The organism is Nonomuraea sp. CA-141351, assembly GCF_050944675.1.
GTDB lineage: Bacteria > Actinomycetota > Actinomycetes > Streptosporangiales > Streptosporangiaceae > Nonomuraea.
In genome coordinates this window covers 1567834-1584589 of the sequence record NZ_CP191982.1, presented here as the reverse complement: position 1 = coordinate 1584589, position 16756 = coordinate 1567834, and the positions used below count along the sequence as shown (strand labels likewise).

The following is a 16756-nucleotide window of genomic DNA, read 5'->3' as shown; positions in this document are numbered from 1 at the left end:
TTCTACGATGGCCCCATGCCTGACATCTCGACACTTGCCCTCTTCTGCGTGGCCACCCTCGGCCTGCTCGTGGTCCCCGGGCCGGCGGTCTTCTACATCGTCACCCGGAGCGTCTCCCAGGGCCGTGGCGCGGGCCTGATCTCCGTGCTCGGGGTGCACACGGGCTCGCTGGTCCACATCGCGGCCGCGGCGCTGGGCATCAGCGCACTGCTGGCCGCCTCGGCGACGGCGTTCACCATCGTGAAGTACGTGGGCGTGGCGTACCTGCTCTGGCTCGGCGTACGCAAGCTGATGCGACGGGGCGAGGACGAGGGACCCGTGCAGTTGCCGGTGCAGTCGAAGAGGCGGCTGTTCTGGGAGGGGTTCGTGGTGAACATGCTCAATCCCAAGACCGCCATCTTCTTCCTCGCCTTCCTCCCCCAGTTCACCAAACCGGACCTTGGGCCGGTCGGACCGCAGATCCTGCTGCTCGGGGTGCTGTGGCTGCTGCTCGGGATGGCCTCCGACGGCACGTACGCGATGCTCTCGTCGGCGCTGGCCGGTCGGGTGCGCGGGTCGGCCCGCGCGCGGCGGCGTCTTGACGTGGGGAGTGGGCTCGTTTACCTGGGGCTCGCGGCCTGGCTCACGACCGAGAAGGCATGACAAGCCGGGAAATTTCCCGGCCATAGTGCGATAGTGAGATCGGATCGGGGACGGCACGTCGGGACGTAGCGCATAGGCGGACCCTATGGACACGCCACAGAACCGCCTCGGGCTCGAACGGGTCGTCGAGGTCTACTCGGGTCACGGCGACCTCGTCGGCGCGACCGGCTCGGGATATGCGATCGGCGCCGATCTGGTGCTGACCTCCGGGCTGGTGGCGATTCCCGGCACTCCCTGTCAGGTGCGTACGCCTGGGTCGGGGCGGTGGGCCGAGGCCGAGACGGTGTGGCGCGGGCGCGGCGGGGCGGGCGCGGTGCTGCTGCGGGTGGCCGGAGCGCCGTGGGACGGCGTTCCCGGCATCGAGCACGTCCGCTGGGCCAGGGTGGCGGACACCGCAAGCCCTCAATGGGCAGCGGGCGGCGGGTCCGGGCAGGAGCGCTTCAGGGTGCGCTGCGCGGCCCGGGGGTTTCCGCGAGCGGAGCGACGGGGCGGGTTCCGGGGCGCGGAGACGGTGTCCGGCCTGGTCGACGCCCCCACGGGCGCGGTGTCGAAGGTCCTCGAGGTCAGCGTGCTGAGCCCGGGATCCGACGCGCTCTGGCCAGGCCTGCCGGGCGCCGCCCTGCTGGCCGAGCCCGCCGGGCAGATCATCGGCGTGATCACGGCCGGGTACGCCCCGAACCGCCTGGACGCCGTGCCCGTGACCGCGCTGCTGAGCGACGAACGGTTCCGCGAGCTGGCAGGCGTGGCTCCCGGCCGGTTGGAGACCGTGGCGGAGGGCGAGCCCTCGGCCATACTCGCCGACCTCCTGACCCCCGCCCGCGACGAACCGCCCCAGGACTGCCCGGACTGGGCGCTGCTGATGGCGCGTCACGCGATGGTGCCGTTCCTGGGGAGGGACGAGGAACTGGCGCACCTGCGAGCCTGGGCCGCCGAGCCGGCCGCCCTGTCGATCGCGATCCTGACCGGCCGGAGCGGCACGGGCAAGACGAGGCTGGCGAGCGAGCTGTGCGTGGAGCTGGCCGCGGCGGGATGGGACACGGGCTTCCTTCCGCTGGACTCCGCCGGCGCCCCACTGACGAGCCGTACCCTGAACGCGTTACGCCCGACCCTGCTCGTGGTGGACGGCCCGGAGCCGTCCCCGCCCCTGGTGGGCGAGCTGGTACGCCACCTGGCCAAACACGGGCGCAACCCCCGGGTACGGCTCCTGCTGCTGGCCCGCGAGCCCGGCGAGGCGGAGTGGTGGCGGCGGCTCGACACGGCGGCCGGTGGCTGGCTGAGGCGGCTCAACACCACGGCCGTCCAGCTCAACACCCGTCCGCTCACCCTGCGGGAACGCACGGAGCACGCGCTCGCGGCCATGAAGGCGTTCGCCCCCAGCCGGGCCGCCCTGCCCGCCCCGCCCCGGCTCGACGACCCGGAGTACGGCCTCCCGCTCCACGTCCACCTGGCGACCCTGCTACGGCTGTGCGACGGGGACGAGGCCGAGCCTTCGCGCAACGGCTCGGAAGCCGACACCGAGCCGATGCGGCTGCGAGGTGGCGGGCTGTTCAGCCGGTTCCTGGCGCGGGAGAGCGGCCAGTGGGCACGGGTGTGGCCGGCGGGGGAAGAGCGCGTGGACGCCGTGACGGCGCGGCAGGCCGTGGCGGTGCTCACGCTCACCGCTCCCACGCCCGCCGAGCTGCCCGGCCTGCTGACGGCCGTTCCGGGACTGCGTGGTCGCGGGCCGGAGAGGCTGCACGGAACCACCATGAACGTCGCGCGCTGGCTGGGCACGGTCTTCCAGAGCGGCCCGCTCGGCCCGGATCTGCTGGCCGAGCAGCTGCTGGCCGAGACGGACGGCCTGGACGCTCTCGTTCTCGCCATCCATGATCACGAGACTCGCACGGTCGGGCACCTCGTGCGCCTGCTGGACGTCCTGCGGCGCTCCGCCCACGGGGAGCGGGTCAGAGCGACGCTGCGCGCGCTGATCGGGTCCAGGATCGGCGAGCTCGTCGCGGAGGCCGCGGCCAACCCCGCAACCCGGCTCGGCGACATGCTCAACGCCGCCCTGGCGCTGTTCCCCGCCGACCGGGCGCTCGCCGCGTCCGCGTCCGCGCTGCTGACCCGGACCACCTCGGCCGCCGAACCGCCGGCCCGGGCGTGGCCGGCCGGTTCCGCCGCTGAGCCATCGGCACCAGGCCGGGCGGGAGGCGACGCGCCATGGAGCTGGGCGGGAGGCGCGTCGTCGTCACCGGGGGCGGCCCGTGACGCGTCGCCGCCACCGGGGGCGGTCCGTGACGCGTCACCGGCGCGATGGGGTGGTGGCGCGTCCTCGGTGCGGTGGGGTGTGTCGCCGGTGCGGCGTGGTGCGGGACTCGGGTTGCGGGCGTTGGACGTCACGCTTGGTGAGCTGGCCGTGCGGCATCGCCGGGCGACCGGTGAGCGGATGCCGCTGGCGGGGGCGCTGTCCTGGCTGTCAGGCCGGCTGACGGCCGTGGGGAGGGCAGGTGAGGCGGTCGTGGCGGCGGCGGAGGCCGTTGAGATCTACGCGGCCGCTCCGCCGTACGAGGCGGCGGCCGGGCGGGCGGACGCGCTGTTCAACCTGGGCGCGTGTCTGCTGCTGGCCGGCGAGCCCGGTTCCGCGCTCAAGCCGGCGCAGGAGGCGGCGGCCAGGTTCCGCATCCTGGCCGAGGAGGACCCCGGGTATGCGGGGGAGGCCGCGCGGGCGCATCACAACGTCGCGTGCGCGCTGCTGGAGGTCGGGCGGCTTGGCGAGGCCGTGGAGGCGTTCGAGGCGGCGGGCGGCGACGCCGGCTTCGCGGCGAACCTGGCAGCGCTCACCACCGCCGCACAGCGCCGAGCACGCCCGGATTCGACCACCTCCCCGCAGCGCCAACCACACCCCGATCCGACCACCACCCCGCAGCTCGGAGCAGCCGGGCAGTCGCCGACGACCCATCCAGGGACCGCCGGCCAACCGCCGACGGTCCGCTCCACAACAGCCGGCCAGCCGCCGACGGCCCACTCCAGGACGGCCGGCCAACCGCCGACGGTCCGTTCCGCGACGGCGGGTCAGCCACCCGTGGTCCGTTCCGCAGCAGCCGGACAGACGTCGGCGGCGCGTTCCGGGCCGGTGGAGCAGCCGCCGGTCGCAGCCGTCCCAGGTCCGGGGCCGTTGATGCCGTTCGAGGAGGCTGATGCCGCCGCGCTGCCCGAGCTGGGCGGCTGCATCGCCGTCGCCGTCACCGCCGCCGTCAAGGACGTGGCCCCGACGGACAGGGACCTGGCCCACCGGCTCCGCCTCCTGGCCGCCTGGCTGGACGAGCACGGCAGGCCGGCCGACGCCGTGGCCCCCGCCTCGGAGGCCGTCGTACGGCTGCGCGGCCTCGCCGTTCAGGAGCCCGGCCTGCGGTTGATGCTGGCCGAAGCCGCCGGACTGCTGGCCGGGCTCCACGCCCGGCTGGAAGACCTGGACGCCGCCGTGCGGTCCGCCGCCGAGGCCGTACGCAACCTGCGTGCCCTGGTCGCCCTGGAGCCCGACGAGCACCGCCATGCCCTGACCGGGCAACTGCTCCGGCTGGGCGAGCTGCTGCTGGTCGACGACCGGCCCGAGGAGGCGCTGAGACCGTTGCAGGAGGCCGCGAGCGTGGCGGCCGAAGGGCACACGGCCACGCAAGCCGAACGGCACACGACGGCGCAGCCCGAGCGGCACACATCGACACAAGCCGAGCGGCACACGGCGGCGCAGGCCGAGGCCAGGCGGCTGCTCGGCCTCTGCCTGGACGAGCTCGGCCGACCGGCCGACAGCCGGGCGCAGCTGGAGCTCGCCGCCGAGCTGTACGACGTGCTGGGCGCCGAGGACGGCCGCTACCTGCGGCACGCGTCCGAGGCGCGGGCGAGGGCGGCAAGGCTGGAGACGGCGGCCGGGCACGCAGGTGGGCGGCCGTGGCTGCTGGCGCTGGTCACCGCGCAGCCGGCGGAGGCCGTGGCCGGAGCGGAACGGCAGCTGGCGGAGTGCAGGGAGGCCGCCGAGAACGGCGGCACGCCGGAGATCCACGCCTACATCTCCGCGCAGTCCGTGCTCGCCAGGGCCTGGACGGACGTGGGACGGGCCGCGGACGGGCTCGTGCTCGCGAGGCAGGCGGCCGAGCTGCTGCGGCGCCATCCCGTACCCGACGCGCCGCCGCAGCGGTCCGCGGGTCCTGAGCGGCCGCACGCGATAGCCGTGGGGATGGTGGCGGCGGCGCTCGGCCGGACGCTGGTGGGCCTCGGGCGGCACGGGGAGGCCCTCCCCCACCTGGTCACGGCCATCAAGTCCTACGAGCCGCGGGCCGGGACGAGCGTGGTGTTCCGTAAGGAGTTGGCCGAGCTGCTGATCCTGGAGACCGCCGCGCTCTCCGACGCCGCCTGCCCTTCAGAGGCGGAGGCGACGGCCGACCGGCTGGTAGAGCTCTACGCCGGGCTGGTGTCGGAGGGGCTCGCATCCCCGCGCGCCCTGGCCGGGGCACTGCGGCTCCAGGGTGGCCTCCGCTTCACCGGGGAGAACGTCGAGGGCGCGCTGGAGTCGGCCACCCGAGCCCTCGACGTGATGTCCGCGGACCCTGAGGCGGCGAACCGGCTGCTCACCGCCACCTGCCTGGAGCTCAGCGGCCTGTGCCTGGCCGAGCTGCACGACCCCGGCGCGGCCAGGTCGAAGCTGGCCGAGGGCACCGCGTTGCTGCCGTACCCGCCTCCGGACCTCGTCGACGTGCACCTGCTGGCCCTGGCCCGGCTGGCCAGGCTGCGGGTGGAGGAGGAAGGACCCGCCGCCGGAGTCACCCTGTACCGCGAGTTGCTCGACATCCGGCCGCTGCCGGGGACGGATGTGCTCAGAACCCTCGTCGAAGAGGTCGCCGCCTACCCGGGCGACATGTCCGAGCTGCTGCCCGCGCTGGCGTCGTTCACGGAAGCGCTGGAGCAGGAGGTACCGCTGAGCAGTGACGGCGGCGCCGAGGTGCATGACCTGTACGGGCAGTCTCTGATGCGGATGCCGGGCGCCGAACTGGCCGTGCGGGTATACCGGGGGCTGGCCGCCTTCTCCGGCGACTACCGCGGGCGGCTCGGCACAGCGCTCGCCACGCTCTCCCGGCGGGGGCATGGCGATCTCGCCGTTCTGGAGCAGGCCATCGACCTCCTCTCCGGCGAGCCGGGCGGGGAACTGGCCGAGGCCCTCAACCTCTACGCCGTCGAGCTGCTCGAACAGGGCCGTCCCGTCGAGGCCCTGGCGCACTGTGAGCGGGCCGCCGACCTCTGCGACGAGCTGGACGACCCGGCCGTAGCCGCGGTCACGTACGCGCAGCTCGGCTCCAGCCTGGCCGTGCTCGACCGCCCGCAGGCCGCCCTGGAGGCGATCACCTGGTCGCTCGCCGAGCTGGACCGGGCCGCGGAGGCGGACCAGGAACCGCCGGGCGTGCGGGCTCAGGCGGTCCAGGTGCGCGGGCAGGTGCTGCGGGCGTTCGGCAGGGAGCAGGAGGCGCTGGCGCACCTCGTGGAGGCCCTGCACCTCCACACTGACCCGGCGAAGAAGCGGGAGGCCGCCGCGATGATCGCCGACGACCTGCTGGCGACGGCGAGGCCCGAGGAGGCCGCCGAGTACGCCAGGCTCGCCGCCACCGGGCACGAGCCGGGCACGGTCAAGCACGCGCTGGCCACCCAGCGGCTCGTCAGGTGCCACATGATGCTCGGCGAGCTCGCCGAGGCCAACGCGCTCGTCGAGGACCTGATCCCGCAGGCCAGACGGTCGCAGGACGACCTCACGTACCGGGCCGTCCTCGCCGACTCCCTGGCGCAGAGCTCCGAGCTGCTGCCCCTGCTCGGCCTGGACGGCGGCGCGAGTCCTGGGGTGCCGCGCTACCGCGGCGCCACGGATGCCGAGTCCAGGGCCAGAGAGGCCATCGCGATCTACGACGAGCTGCTGACCACGGGCATGAACGCGCAGGCCCTGCACACCAGCCGCGCGGGCGCCTGCCTCACGCTGGCCTCCGCGCTCAGGATGCGGGACCTGGCCGCCGACGCGATCCAGCCGCTGCGGGAGGCGGTCGCGGCGCTGGAAAGGTTCGGCCCGGTGGAACGGCGGTTCGGCTCCGGGAGCCGGGCGCGCCAGGAGTCCGGTCCGGGGAGCCCGATCCAGCGCGAGCTGCTGTCCAGGGCGATGCTCATGCTCGGCGACGCGCTCATGGAGGCGGGCCGGGCGCTGGAGGCCGGGCTCGTCTTCCACCGAGCCACACAGGTGACGCGGGACGAGCTGCCCAGGGCCGTGGCACACGCCAGGCTCGGCTTCTGCCAGCAGGAGCTGGGCAGGGAGGACGCCGCCGACGCCGCGCTGCGGGTCTCGGCCGGGCTGCTGCGCGACCAGCTCGCCCAGGACGGCGTCGCCGACCTGCTCCGCGACGTGCTGCGGGGCAGGCTGAAGCTGCTGGAGAAGGCGGGCAGGACCGACGAGACGGCAGCGGTGGAGGAGGAGCTACACGGGCTCTAGCCGTCGCTCGCCTGCACCGTCTCGCGGGCCCACCGGTAGTCGGCCTTGCCCGCCGGCGAGCGCACCATTTCCTCCACGAACGCGTACGAACGAGGCACCTTGTACCCCGACAGCAGCGTCCTGCAGTGTGCGTCCAGCTCCTCGGCCGTGACCTCGACGCCCGGCCGCGGCTCCACCACGGCGGCCACCCTGCTCCCCCACCGATCGTCGGGCACCCCGGTCACCACCGCGTCGTACACCGCCGGATGCCCCTTGAGCACCGCCTCGACCTCCTCGGGAAACACCTTCTCCCCGCCGGTGTTGATGCACTGCGAGCCCCGGCCGAACACGTTCACGGTCCCGTCGGTGTCCACGGTCGCCAGGTCACCGGTCAGCAACCACCGCGTGCCCTCCTCGTCGGTGACAAACGTGCGGGCCGTCTTCTCGGGATCGTTGTAGTAGCCGAACGCCACCCGGCCCGCCCTGGCCACGGTCCCGAGCTGCCCTGAGCCGGGCTCGACGGGCCGGTGCCGCTCGTCCAGCACGGCCAGCTCGACCACGGAGTTCGGCTGGTAACGCAGGCCCTTCTCCGGCGAGGACCCGGCCACGCCCGACGCCGTGTAGCCGGACTCGGTGGAGCCGAAGCTGTCCAGGATCATGACGTTCGGAAGCAGCTCCTGGAGCCGGTCCCGTACCGCGCCTGACAGGATCGCCCCGGTCGAACTGACCACGAACAGCGACGAGACGTCGTAGCGGTCCTTCTCCAGTGCCTCGGCCAGGGGCCTGGCCATCGCGTCGCCGGTGATGTTCATGGTGAACACGCGCTCCCGCTCGACCGCCCGCCATACGTCCTCGGCGTCGAAGCGGCGCACGTACACCATGGTCGCGCCCATACACCAGGCGATGAACGTGGCCATCTGCGCGGCCCCGTGCATCAGCGGCGGCGCGGCCATCATCACCATGGGACCGGCCTTGACGGCCTCGTCGATCACCTCCTGCGGGGTGGCGCGCGGCTCGCCGTACGGGTTGCCGCCGCCGAAGGCCATGAACAGGTCCTCGACGTGCCACATCGCGCCCTTGGGCATGCCCGTGGTCCCGCCGGTGTAGATGATGTAGACGTCCTGGCCCGAGCGCGGCGGGAAACCCCGTTCCGGCTTGCCGCGTTCAAGAGCCGTCTCGTACGGCACCGCCGAGCCGATCGCCGACGGCCCTCCCACCGCGATGAGGTGCTCCAGCAGCGGCGCCTCGCCGGCCACGGCGGCCACCCGCGCGTCGAACTCCACGTCGTAGAGCAGCGCCCTGATGTCGGAGTCCCGGTAGAGGTAGAGCAGCTCGGCCTCGACGTAGCGGTAGTTGACGTTGATCGGCACGGCCCTGATCTTCAAGGCGGCCAGCAGGCCCGCGACGTATTCGATGCCGTTGTAGAGGTGCAGCCCGACGTGCTGGCCCGGCTGGACCCCCAGGTCCATGAGGTAATGAGCGAGCCGGTTGGCCTCGGCTTCCAGCTCCGCGTAGGTGCGCCGGTCCGGGCCGCAGACGACGGCCGTCCTGTCCCCGATCGCGTCGGCGAGCCCTTCGAACAGATCAGCGTGGTTGAACTCCATCAGGGTCTCTCCCGTCCGACGATCCACATCGCGAAGAACTGGGCTCCCCCGCCGTACGCGTGGCCGAGCGCCGTGCGGGCGCCGTCCACCTGGTGCTCCCCCGCCAGCCCGCGCACCTGCAGCGCGGCCTCGGCGAACCTGATCAGTCCCGAGGCCCCGATCGGGTTGCTCGACAGCACCCCGCCCGAGGCGTTCCACGGGATGTCACCGTCGAGCGCCGTCGCGCCCGACTCGGTGAGCTTCCATCCCTCCCCTTCCGCCGCGAACCCCAGGTTCTCCAGCCACATCGGCTCGTACCAGGAGAACGGCACGTACGTCTCGGCGACGTCGATCTGCCGCCGCGGGTCGGCGATGCCCGCCTGGCGGTAGACGTCGGCCGCGCAGTCCTTGCCGGCCTGCGGGCTGACCGTGTCACGCCCGGCGCGGAAGATCGGCTCGGAGCGCATGGCCGTCCCGTGCACCCAGGCCGGGGTGCCGGTGACCTTGGACTCGGACGAAAGGATCATCGCGCAGGCGCCGTCGCTGGACGGGCAGGTCTCCAGGTAGCGGATCGGCTCCCACAACATGGGCGTGGACTCGACCATCTTCTGGTCGATGCCGGGGATCTTGAGGTGCGCGTACGGGTTCTTGAGAGCGTTCAGCCGATCCTTGACCGCTACCAGCGTCCCGATGTGTCCGGGTGCGCCCGACCTTCGCATGTACTCGCGGATGTGCGGCGCGAAGTAGCCGCCCGCGCCCACCACGAGCGACGCGTTGAACGGAAGGTGCGTGGAGAGCGCCCAGGTGGCGTTGGACTCCGACTGCTTCTCGAACGCCACCACCAGCACCCGGTCGTGCACGCCGCCCTGGATCAGCGAGGCCCCGACCAGCGCGGTGGACCCGCCGACGCTGCCCGCCGTGTGCACGCGCATCATCGGCTTGCCCGCCGCGCCGAGTGCGTCCGCCAGGTACGACTCCGGCATCATCACGCCCTCGAACAGGTCGGGCGCCTTGCCGATGACCACGGCGTCGATGTCCTTGAACGACAGTCCGGCGTCCTCCAGCGCCCGCAGCGCCGCCTCGCGTACGAGGCCGGCGATCGACACGTCCCTGCGCTTGGTCGTGTAGTACGTCTGCCCGACCCCGATGACCGCGCATCGGTTGCCCATCATGCCTCCAGGACGGTGACGAGGTTGTGCTGCAGGCAGGGGCCGCCGGCGGCGTGCCCGACGGTGCGGCTCGCGTCGCCGTCGAGGATGCGCCGCGCGGCCTCGCCGACGCGGATGAGGCCCGTGGCCATGAACGGGTTGGCGGCCAGCGGGCCACCGGACGGGTTGATCACCGTGTCGCCGGACAGCTCCAGCGCACGGCGCAGGATGATCTCCTCGTGGGGGAACTGGGCGTGCAGCTCGGCCACCTCGACGGGACCCTTGCCGACCCCCGCGGCTCGTGCGGCATCGGCCGCGGAGGCCGACAGGGCAAGATCACGCATACCCAGATAGTGGGGCTCTATGCGATGTGCGATGCCCCTGATATAGGCGGGATTCGGGCACAGCTGCCGGGCCAGGTCGCCCGCCGCGAGTACGATCGCGGCCGCGCCGTCCGTGACTGGTGGCACGTCGGTCTTCTTCAGCGGCTGCACCGCGAAACCGTCCGAGTCGTCCGGGTCGGGCAGATCGAGCGCGTACGGGTTGCTCCTCCCGTCCGCCCGGCTCCTGCGGACGATCTCGTCGAGCTCCTTCCTGTCCGCGCCGACCGCGCCGGCCTGGAGCGCGGCGTAGGAGAGCAGGTCGAGGCCGAGCGGCGCCAGATAGTACGGGTCGAGCTGGATCGTCATGATGGTGCGCAGGTCGCCGAGCGACGACTTGCCGAAGCCGTAGACCAGGGCCGAGTCGATGTCGCCGTGCTGGAGGCGTACCCATGCCTCGTACAGCGCCCAGGCGCCGTCCATCTCCACGTGGCTCTCCGAGATGGGCGGCCAGGCGGCCAGCGCGTCGAGTGCCGACACGAACGAGAACGGCGCGCCCGCGAGATAGTCGCAGCTGCCCGAGCAGGTGAAGCCGAACCTCTTGAGCCCCGTGCGCTCCTTGACCTCGTCGATGACGGGCTGGATCAGCTCGGGCTCGGTCTGCCCGGTGTCGTGGTCGGTGTGCCGGGTCTGGGCGAACGCGACGATCGCGACATCTCTCATGACAGCTCCACATCGGGCTCGCCGGTGGGGGCGAACCAGCGGATGTTCGCCATGGACGCCGTGCGCTCGCTCTCGGGAACCCAGACCGCCTTGACCCGCATGCCCTGGCGCACCTCCTGAACGGCTACGTCCCCGACGAGCGCGATCATGGGGATGTCGGAGTTGTCGAGCAGGATGTACGCCGACACGAACGGCACCTGCGGGGCCCGCGGATCGGGCAGGTTGTTGATGGCGAACGTGGTGATCGTGCCGGTGTCGGGGAGTTCGAGCGTTTCCGGGATGCCGCTTCCGCATTCGGGGCAGGACAGGCGGTAGGGCACGTACACCTTGGCGCAGCTGTCGCACCGGCCGCCGAGGAAGACGCCACGCCTGACGCCCTCCAGGAAGACGCGTAGCGCGCCGCCCGCCTGGAGGCGGTATTCGGCGCGCACGTTGGACACGATCTTCGTGACCTCGGGAACGAAGTGGGAGATGTCGGTGATGTGGCCGGTGGGGCGCTCACTCCAGGCGGGCCAGACGCGGGTGCCCGCGGCGAGCGCCTTCGGGTTGCCCGCGTCCACGGCGTGCACCAGCGTGGTGTCCGCCCCGTCCAGCTTGATCAAGGCCCAGGCGAACGGGCGGTCCAGCGGGTGGCTCTCGAGCGGCTCCTCCACCCACGCCCAGGTGGTGACCGTGCCTGCCGGGCCGACCTCGACGTACTCGCCGGTCACCGGCTCGCCCGTCGCGGGGTCGTACTCCAGGGGCGGCACGAGCACCTTGCCCTCTTTCGTCCGCACCCCCACGATGCGCCGGCCGCGCAATTCGCTCAGGAACCGGCCGATCACGGGGCCTGTTGTTCGCGTGTAGCCGCCGGGAAATTCCAGGACGTGCTGGGCGACGAGCGGATCAGATGGCACGGTCGTGTCCCTCCCAATACGGGGCGCGGAGCTTGCGTTTGAGCAGCTTGCCGTTGGGCTCTCGGGGCATCTCGGCGATGAAGTCGAAGCTCTTGGGCCACTTCATCCTGGCCAGGCGGCCCTCCAGCGACGCGAGCAGCTCCCGGGCCAGCTCAGGGCCGGGCTCGACCCCCGGCGCGGGCTCGACCACGGCCTTGATCTGCTCGCCCCACTCCTCGTCCGGGACGCCGAACACGGCCACGTCCGCCACCTTCGGGTGGACCATGAGCTCGTTCTCGATCTCGGCCGGGTAGATGTTGGCTCCTCCCGAGATGATCATGTCGGCCTTGCGGTCGCAGAGGTAGAGGTAGCCGTCCTCGTCCAGGTACCCGATGTCTCCTACGGTGAAGTGGTCCTTGAGGCGGTTCGCGGCGGTCTTGTCGGGGTCGCCCTTGTACTCGAACGGGACGCCCATCATCTTCATGTAAATCGTCCCGGCGGTGCCCGTCGGTACAGGCTCGCCCTGGTCGTCCACGATGAGCAGCTCGCTGATGGGCCAGGCCTTGCCTACCGTGCCCGGGTGCGACTTCCAGCCCTCGGGGGTGGCCAGGGTGCCGCCGCCCTCGGTGGCCGCGTAGTACTCGTACACGCAGTCGCCCCACCACTCGAACATCGCCCACTTGACCGGGACGGGGCAGGGGGCGGCGGCGTGGATCATCCACTTGAGCGAGGACAGGTCGTACCGGGCCCGGGTCTGCTCCGGGAGCGCGAGCAGCCGCTTGAAGTGGGTCGGGACCAGGTGCGAGTTCGTGACGCGGTAGCGCTCGCAGACCCGGAGCATCTCCTCCGCGTCCCACTTGTCCATGTAGACGAGCGTGTGCCCCATGTGCAGCGCGGTGCCGCCGAACTGGGTCACCGCCGTGTGGTAGTTCGGTGAGGTGATCAGGTGGGCGTTGGGGCGGCCCGGCGTGATGCCGAACAGTCCGAGCAGGAACGTCATGAGCTCTGCGGAGTCGTCCGGATCCAGGCCGTTCAGCCGGCGTCTGACGCCTTTCGGCTTGCCGGTCGTGCCCGAGGTGTAGTGCATGGTGGCGCCGGCGGTGCGGTCCGCGGGGGCGGTGTCCGGCTGCCCGTCGGTGAGCTCGCTCGCCTGGCGGAACCCGTCAGTCCCGCCTCCCCCGAGGAGGAAGCGGCGGTGCGGCTCGATCGCCTCGGCTCCCCTGGCGCCCTCCCCGAGGTAACGCGGGTCCACGAAGAAGGCCTTGGCCTCGCTGTCGGAGACGATGTACGCGATCTCGGGGCCGGTGAGATGCCAGTTGACGGGGGTGTAGTACCAGCCTGCCTGCATGGCGGCCAGGTAGAGCACGAGCCCGTCCACGCCGTTCGGGACCAGGCCGCAGATGCCGTCCCCCGGCTGGAGCCCGAGACCGCGCAGCCCGTGCACGAGGCGGTTCGAGCGGGCCAGCAGGTCGCCCGCGCGATGCTCCGTGCCGTCAGGGTCCACGGCCGCGATCCACTCTGGATCCGCCTGCGCGAGCCTCCAGAAACCGAGCGTGCCCATATGAACTCCTTCTCATGGCCTCACTTCGCGAGGCGGGCTCAGTCGCCCTCGATGCCGTCGCCTTCCCCCGCTCTGGTCGCTCCGCTCCCGCCGCTCCTCCAGACGACGGCGCTCCCTCGCGGAGTTGCGGCGCGAGCAAAAACAGGAACCTGTTCTCGTTTGCTGCTGGGAGCGTATCCTGGGGCCGAAGTTCGTAGCAAGCGCTTGATTAGACACTTCGGAGGCGTACGTGGAGCTCCTGCCGATCAGCACACCCCACTGCCGGATCGAACGCGACGGCCACATCCTGATCGTCACCATGAACCGGCCGGAGGCCCGCAACGCGCTCTCCTCGGACATGCTGATCGGCCTGGCCTCGGCGTGGGCGTACGCGTCGGCGGAGCCCGGGATCCGGGTGGCGATCCTGACGGGCGCGGAGGGCACGTTCTGCTCGGGGGCCGACCTCAAGGCCATGGGACAACCGTCGGCGGACCCGGAGGTCCAGGCCAGGGCCGCGCAGATACCGAACTTCCACTGGAAGGGGCTGCTCAGAGAGGACCTGCCCACCAAGCCGATCATCAGCGCGGTGGAGGGCTACGCGGTGGCCGGGGGCACGGAGCTGCTGGTGGGCACGGACCTGCGAGTGGTGGCGGAGTCGGCCACGCTGGGGTTGTTCGAGGCCAAGCGCGCCCTCTTCCCCATGGGCGGCAGCGCCGTACGCCTTCCCCGGCAGATCCCGTACTGCCATGCCATGGACCTGCTCCTCACCGGCCGCGCGATCACGGCGGCGGAGGCGCTGTCCATGGGGCTGGTCAACCGGGTGGTGCCCGACGGCCAGGCGCTGGCCTCGGCCCGGGAGCTGGCCGAGGACGTCGCCGCCTCGGGACCGCTCTCGGTGCAGGCGATCCTGCGCACCTACCGCGACACCCTGGGCATGCCGGAGCCGGAGGCGCTGAAGGTGTCGGACGAGATCGGCTGGCCGGTGATCGGCTCGGAGGACGCCAAGGAAGGCACCCGCGCCTTCCGCGAGAAGCGCCCGCCGACCTATCAGGCGCGCTGAAGACGGGCCTTGTGTGGCACAGGAGGCCACACAAGGCCATGGTCCGCACATGAGGCGCCTGAGGGCTGACCGCCGCGGAGCCTGGTCACCGTCGTTCCCGTATGAACGTCAGTCCTCGGTCAGGCGCTCCAGCCGTTCGAGGGCCTCGCCGTACTCCTCCACCAAGCCGAACACCACGTCCTTCGTCGACCGGACCTGGTTGGTGATCCCGATGATCTGCCCGGCGGGGAAGGTGGACAGCTCGGCGGCGTCGGAGCGGCCGATGCGGCGCAGGGCGTCCGACACCAGCATGAACTGCAGGGGCATCGGCAGCGTGCCGGGCGACTCCTCCGACTCCCACGCGTCCGTCCACTCGTTCTTGAGCAGCCGGGCGGGTTTGCCCGTCCAGCTCCGCGAACGCACGGTGTCCCTGGACGTGGCCTCCAGGATGCGGCGCTTGGCCATCTCCGGGGTGTCGGCCTCCTCCACGGTCAGCCAGAGCGAGCCGGTCCAGACGCCGTCGGCGCCCAGCGCCATCCCCGCCGCCATCTGGCGGCCGTTGCCGATGCCGCCCGCGGCCAGGACAGGCACGCCCACGGCGTCCACCACCTGCGGTATCAGCACCATGGTGGAGATCTCGCCCGTGTGGCCGCCGGCCTCCGTGCCCTGGGCGACGACCACGTCCACCCCGACCTCCACCTGCTTGAGCGCGTGCCGGGGAGTGGACGCCAGGGCGGCGACCTTGACTCCGTGCGCGTGGGCGAGGTCGACCACGTCGGCGGGCGGCGGGCCCAGCGCGTTGGCCAGGAGGGCGATGGGGTGGCGGAGGGCGACCTCCACCTGCGGCCGGGCCGTGGCATCCGTCCAGCCGAGCAGCACCTTGCCGGGGTCGGCGTCCGAGGACAGCGGCGGGACGCCGTGCTTGCCCAGGAGGTTCTCGACGAACGCCCGGTGGCCGTCGGGGATCATCGACTGCAGGCGGCCCACCAGTTCCTCGGGCGCGAAGTCGGCGCCCTCGTAGGAGGCCGGCATGACCACGTCCACGCCGTACGGCTTGCCGTCCACGTGGTCGTCGATCCACTTGAGCTCCGTCTCGAGCTCCTCAGGCGTGAAGTAGAGCGCTCCGAGCACTCCCATGCCGCCCGCGCGGCTGACGGCGGCGACCACGTCCCTGCAGTGGCTGAACGCGAAGATCGGGAACTCGATTCCGAACATGTCCGTGACACGTGTCCGCATGGCCCGACAATACGTCCGGCGGTTGGCGAACTGCAACGTGTTCTAGACTAGAATCTTTCGTCTGGTACCGGTGAGTAACCTTGGACGATAACGAGTTCTAGTTTGACTTCATCAAGGCATGAAAAAAGGGGCCCGCATATCGCGGGCCCCCGAAATGGTCACTCGCCCCGCGGGCGGCGGCCGAGGACGGCGCCGGTCAGCACCAGCGCGAGGCCCACTATGAGCAGGACCAGCGGGATGATGTTACGCAGCAGGTTCATCTGGCTCTTGCCGTCCTGCGCCTTCTTGACCAGGTCGTCGACGGTCTGCTCGGTCATCTTCGCGGTGCCGATGAAGGCCGGCGAGCGCTCGATTCCGTCCTGGGTCTTCAGCACCTCGTGGCGCTGCACCTCCTGCTTGACCGGGGAGCCGGTGACCGGCTCGACCCAGAACGTGGTCTTGCCGTCGTACCAGCGGTCGACCTGCACGTCTCCGGTCGTGCCGGTCATGCCGAGCACGTTGGCGGGCGCGCTGCGGGTCTGGGTCTTGGTCGGCGGGACGGTCTGCTCGAAGACGTAGACGGGCAGGCCGTTGACGTTGTCCTCGCGCACGAAGGCGGCGTCGAAGGCCTTGCCGGCCTGGCCGTTGAACACCTTGTACGTCTTCTTCTCCACGTCGAAGGGGAACTTGTAGATCTGCCCCTCCAGCGTGACCGGCGCCTTGTCGATGTTGGTCCCGCAGCAGTTGAGGCCCACTCCGGTGTAGCGGTTGAAGGCGCTGCGGCGCTCGGAGAGGTCGATCTGCGGCCGGCTGTTCGTCACGTCGTTGACGACCGTGGCCTCGTCCCAGACCACCCGCTGCGAGTTGGCCTCCTTCACGTCACCGCGGGTGGTGACGAAGATCTGGAGGTCGCCGGTGAGGACCTTCAGGTCCTGGAGGGAGAAGTAACGGGCGCCCTTCGCCTCCAGCCGCGCGACGCCGAACTGGTCCGCGGGAGCGGCGATGATCTGCCCGGCCGCCCAGAATTTCAGCAGCGGGGCCAGTGCAATGAAGAAAGCCCCGAACCCGATGAGGACGAGCGTGGAGATACGACCCATCGAGGCCTCCGCATTTGTAGAACGTGTTGTCATCTAGCGCGATCGTCGAGCAACAAAGTATGACAGCGAGTGATGCGCGTCACTGGCGGCCATACCACC

Annotated in this window: 10 protein-coding genes; 3 read left to right on the top strand and 7 right to left on the bottom strand. The window is 71.6% G+C overall.

Annotation, left to right across the window (positions count from 1 at the left end; genetic code table 11):
- The first annotated feature begins 15 nt into the window (after nt 1–15).
- Together ACQPWU_RS07950 and ACQPWU_RS07945 are read left to right on the top strand one after the other, a co-directional pair.
- The gene (locus ACQPWU_RS07950; protein WP_433438041.1) at nt 16–642 is read left to right on the top strand and encodes a LysE family translocator; all 627 of its coding nucleotides are present in this window, start codon (nt 16–18) and stop codon (nt 640–642) included.
- Nucleotides 643–727: 85 nt separating this feature from the next.
- Nucleotides 728–7138: a hypothetical protein gene (locus ACQPWU_RS07945; protein WP_433438039.1), complete on the top strand. Its 6411-nt coding sequence runs from the start codon at nt 728–730 to the stop codon at nt 7136–7138.
- Here the strand turns inward: ACQPWU_RS07945 and ACQPWU_RS07940 are convergent.
- From ACQPWU_RS07940 to ACQPWU_RS07920, 5 genes are read right to left on the bottom strand one after another with little or no spacing between them, the layout of a single operon-like run.
- Nucleotides 7135–8721 (bottom strand): acyl-CoA synthetase, encoded by a 1587-nt coding sequence (locus ACQPWU_RS07940; protein WP_433438038.1) that lies wholly within the window; start codon nt 8719–8721, stop codon nt 7135–7137. The genes ACQPWU_RS07945 and ACQPWU_RS07940 overlap by 4 nt on opposite strands.
- Complete coding sequence (locus ACQPWU_RS07935; protein ID WP_433445175.1) at nt 8721–9869, bottom strand: thiolase domain-containing protein; 1149 nt, start codon at nt 9867–9869, stop codon at nt 8721–8723. Before ACQPWU_RS07935 ends, ACQPWU_RS07940 begins: the two co-directional genes overlap by 1 nt.
- Nucleotides 9869–10891: a thiolase domain-containing protein gene (locus tag ACQPWU_RS07930; protein ID WP_433438037.1), complete on the bottom strand. Its 1023-nt coding sequence runs from the start codon at nt 10889–10891 to the stop codon at nt 9869–9871. Before ACQPWU_RS07930 ends, ACQPWU_RS07935 begins: the two co-directional genes overlap by 1 nt.
- Complete coding sequence (locus ACQPWU_RS07925; RefSeq protein ID WP_433438036.1) at nt 10888–11787, bottom strand: Zn-ribbon domain-containing OB-fold protein; 900 nt, start codon at nt 11785–11787, stop codon at nt 10888–10890. The genes ACQPWU_RS07930 and ACQPWU_RS07925 overlap by 4 nt, the downstream gene beginning before the upstream one ends.
- Nucleotides 11777–13327: an acyl-CoA synthetase gene (locus ACQPWU_RS07920; protein ID WP_433438035.1), complete on the bottom strand. Its 1551-nt coding sequence runs from the start codon at nt 13325–13327 to the stop codon at nt 11777–11779. The genes ACQPWU_RS07925 and ACQPWU_RS07920 overlap by 11 nt, the downstream gene beginning before the upstream one ends.
- 229 nt (nt 13328–13556) lie before the next feature.
- Between ACQPWU_RS07920 and ACQPWU_RS07915 the strand changes: the two genes are divergently transcribed.
- Nucleotides 13557–14366 carry a crotonase/enoyl-CoA hydratase family protein gene (locus ACQPWU_RS07915; protein ID WP_433438034.1) on the top strand — a complete coding sequence of 270 codons (810 nt, stop codon included), beginning with the start codon at nt 13557–13559 and terminating at the stop codon, nt 14364–14366.
- 108 nt (nt 14367–14474) lie between these two features.
- Here the strand turns inward: ACQPWU_RS07915 and ACQPWU_RS07910 are convergent, their stop codons facing one another.
- On the bottom strand, nt 14475–15581 hold the full coding sequence (locus ACQPWU_RS07910; protein WP_433438033.1) for an NAD(P)H-dependent flavin oxidoreductase: 1107 nt from the start codon (nt 15579–15581) through the stop codon (nt 14475–14477).
- A 158-nt stretch (nt 15582–15739) separates the two neighbouring features.
- On the bottom strand, nt 15740–16657 hold the full coding sequence (locus ACQPWU_RS07905) for a DUF3068 domain-containing protein (protein WP_433438031.1): 918 nt from the start codon (nt 16655–16657) through the stop codon (nt 15740–15742).
- Nucleotides 16658–16756: the final 99 nt, after the last annotated feature.

Bases quoted from the DNA above. Each gene is read 5' to 3' on its own strand.
- ACQPWU_RS07935 (WP_433445175.1), bottom strand. From the start codon at position 9,869: ATGGGCAACCGATGCGCGGTCATCGGGGTCGGGCAGACGTACTACACG.
- ACQPWU_RS07920 (WP_433438035.1), bottom strand. From the start codon at position 13,327: ATGGGCACGCTCGGTTTCTGGAGGCTCGCGCAGGCGGATCCAGAGTGG.
- ACQPWU_RS07910 (WP_433438033.1), bottom strand. From the start codon at position 15,581: ATGCGGACACGTGTCACGGACATGTTCGGAATCGAGTTCCCGATCTTC.
- ACQPWU_RS07945 (WP_433438039.1), top strand. From the start codon at position 728: ATGGACACGCCACAGAACCGCCTCGGGCTCGAACGGGTCGTCGAGGTC.
- ACQPWU_RS07905 (WP_433438031.1), bottom strand. From the start codon at position 16,657: ATGGGTCGTATCTCCACGCTCGTCCTCATCGGGTTCGGGGCTTTCTTC.
- ACQPWU_RS07940 (WP_433438038.1), bottom strand. From the start codon at position 8,721: ATGGAGTTCAACCACGCTGATCTGTTCGAAGGGCTCGCCGACGCGATC.
- ACQPWU_RS07930 (WP_433438037.1), bottom strand. From the start codon at position 10,891: ATGAGAGATGTCGCGATCGTCGCGTTCGCCCAGACCCGGCACACCGAC.
- ACQPWU_RS07950 (WP_433438041.1), top strand. From the start codon at position 16: ATGCCTGACATCTCGACACTTGCCCTCTTCTGCGTGGCCACCCTCGGC.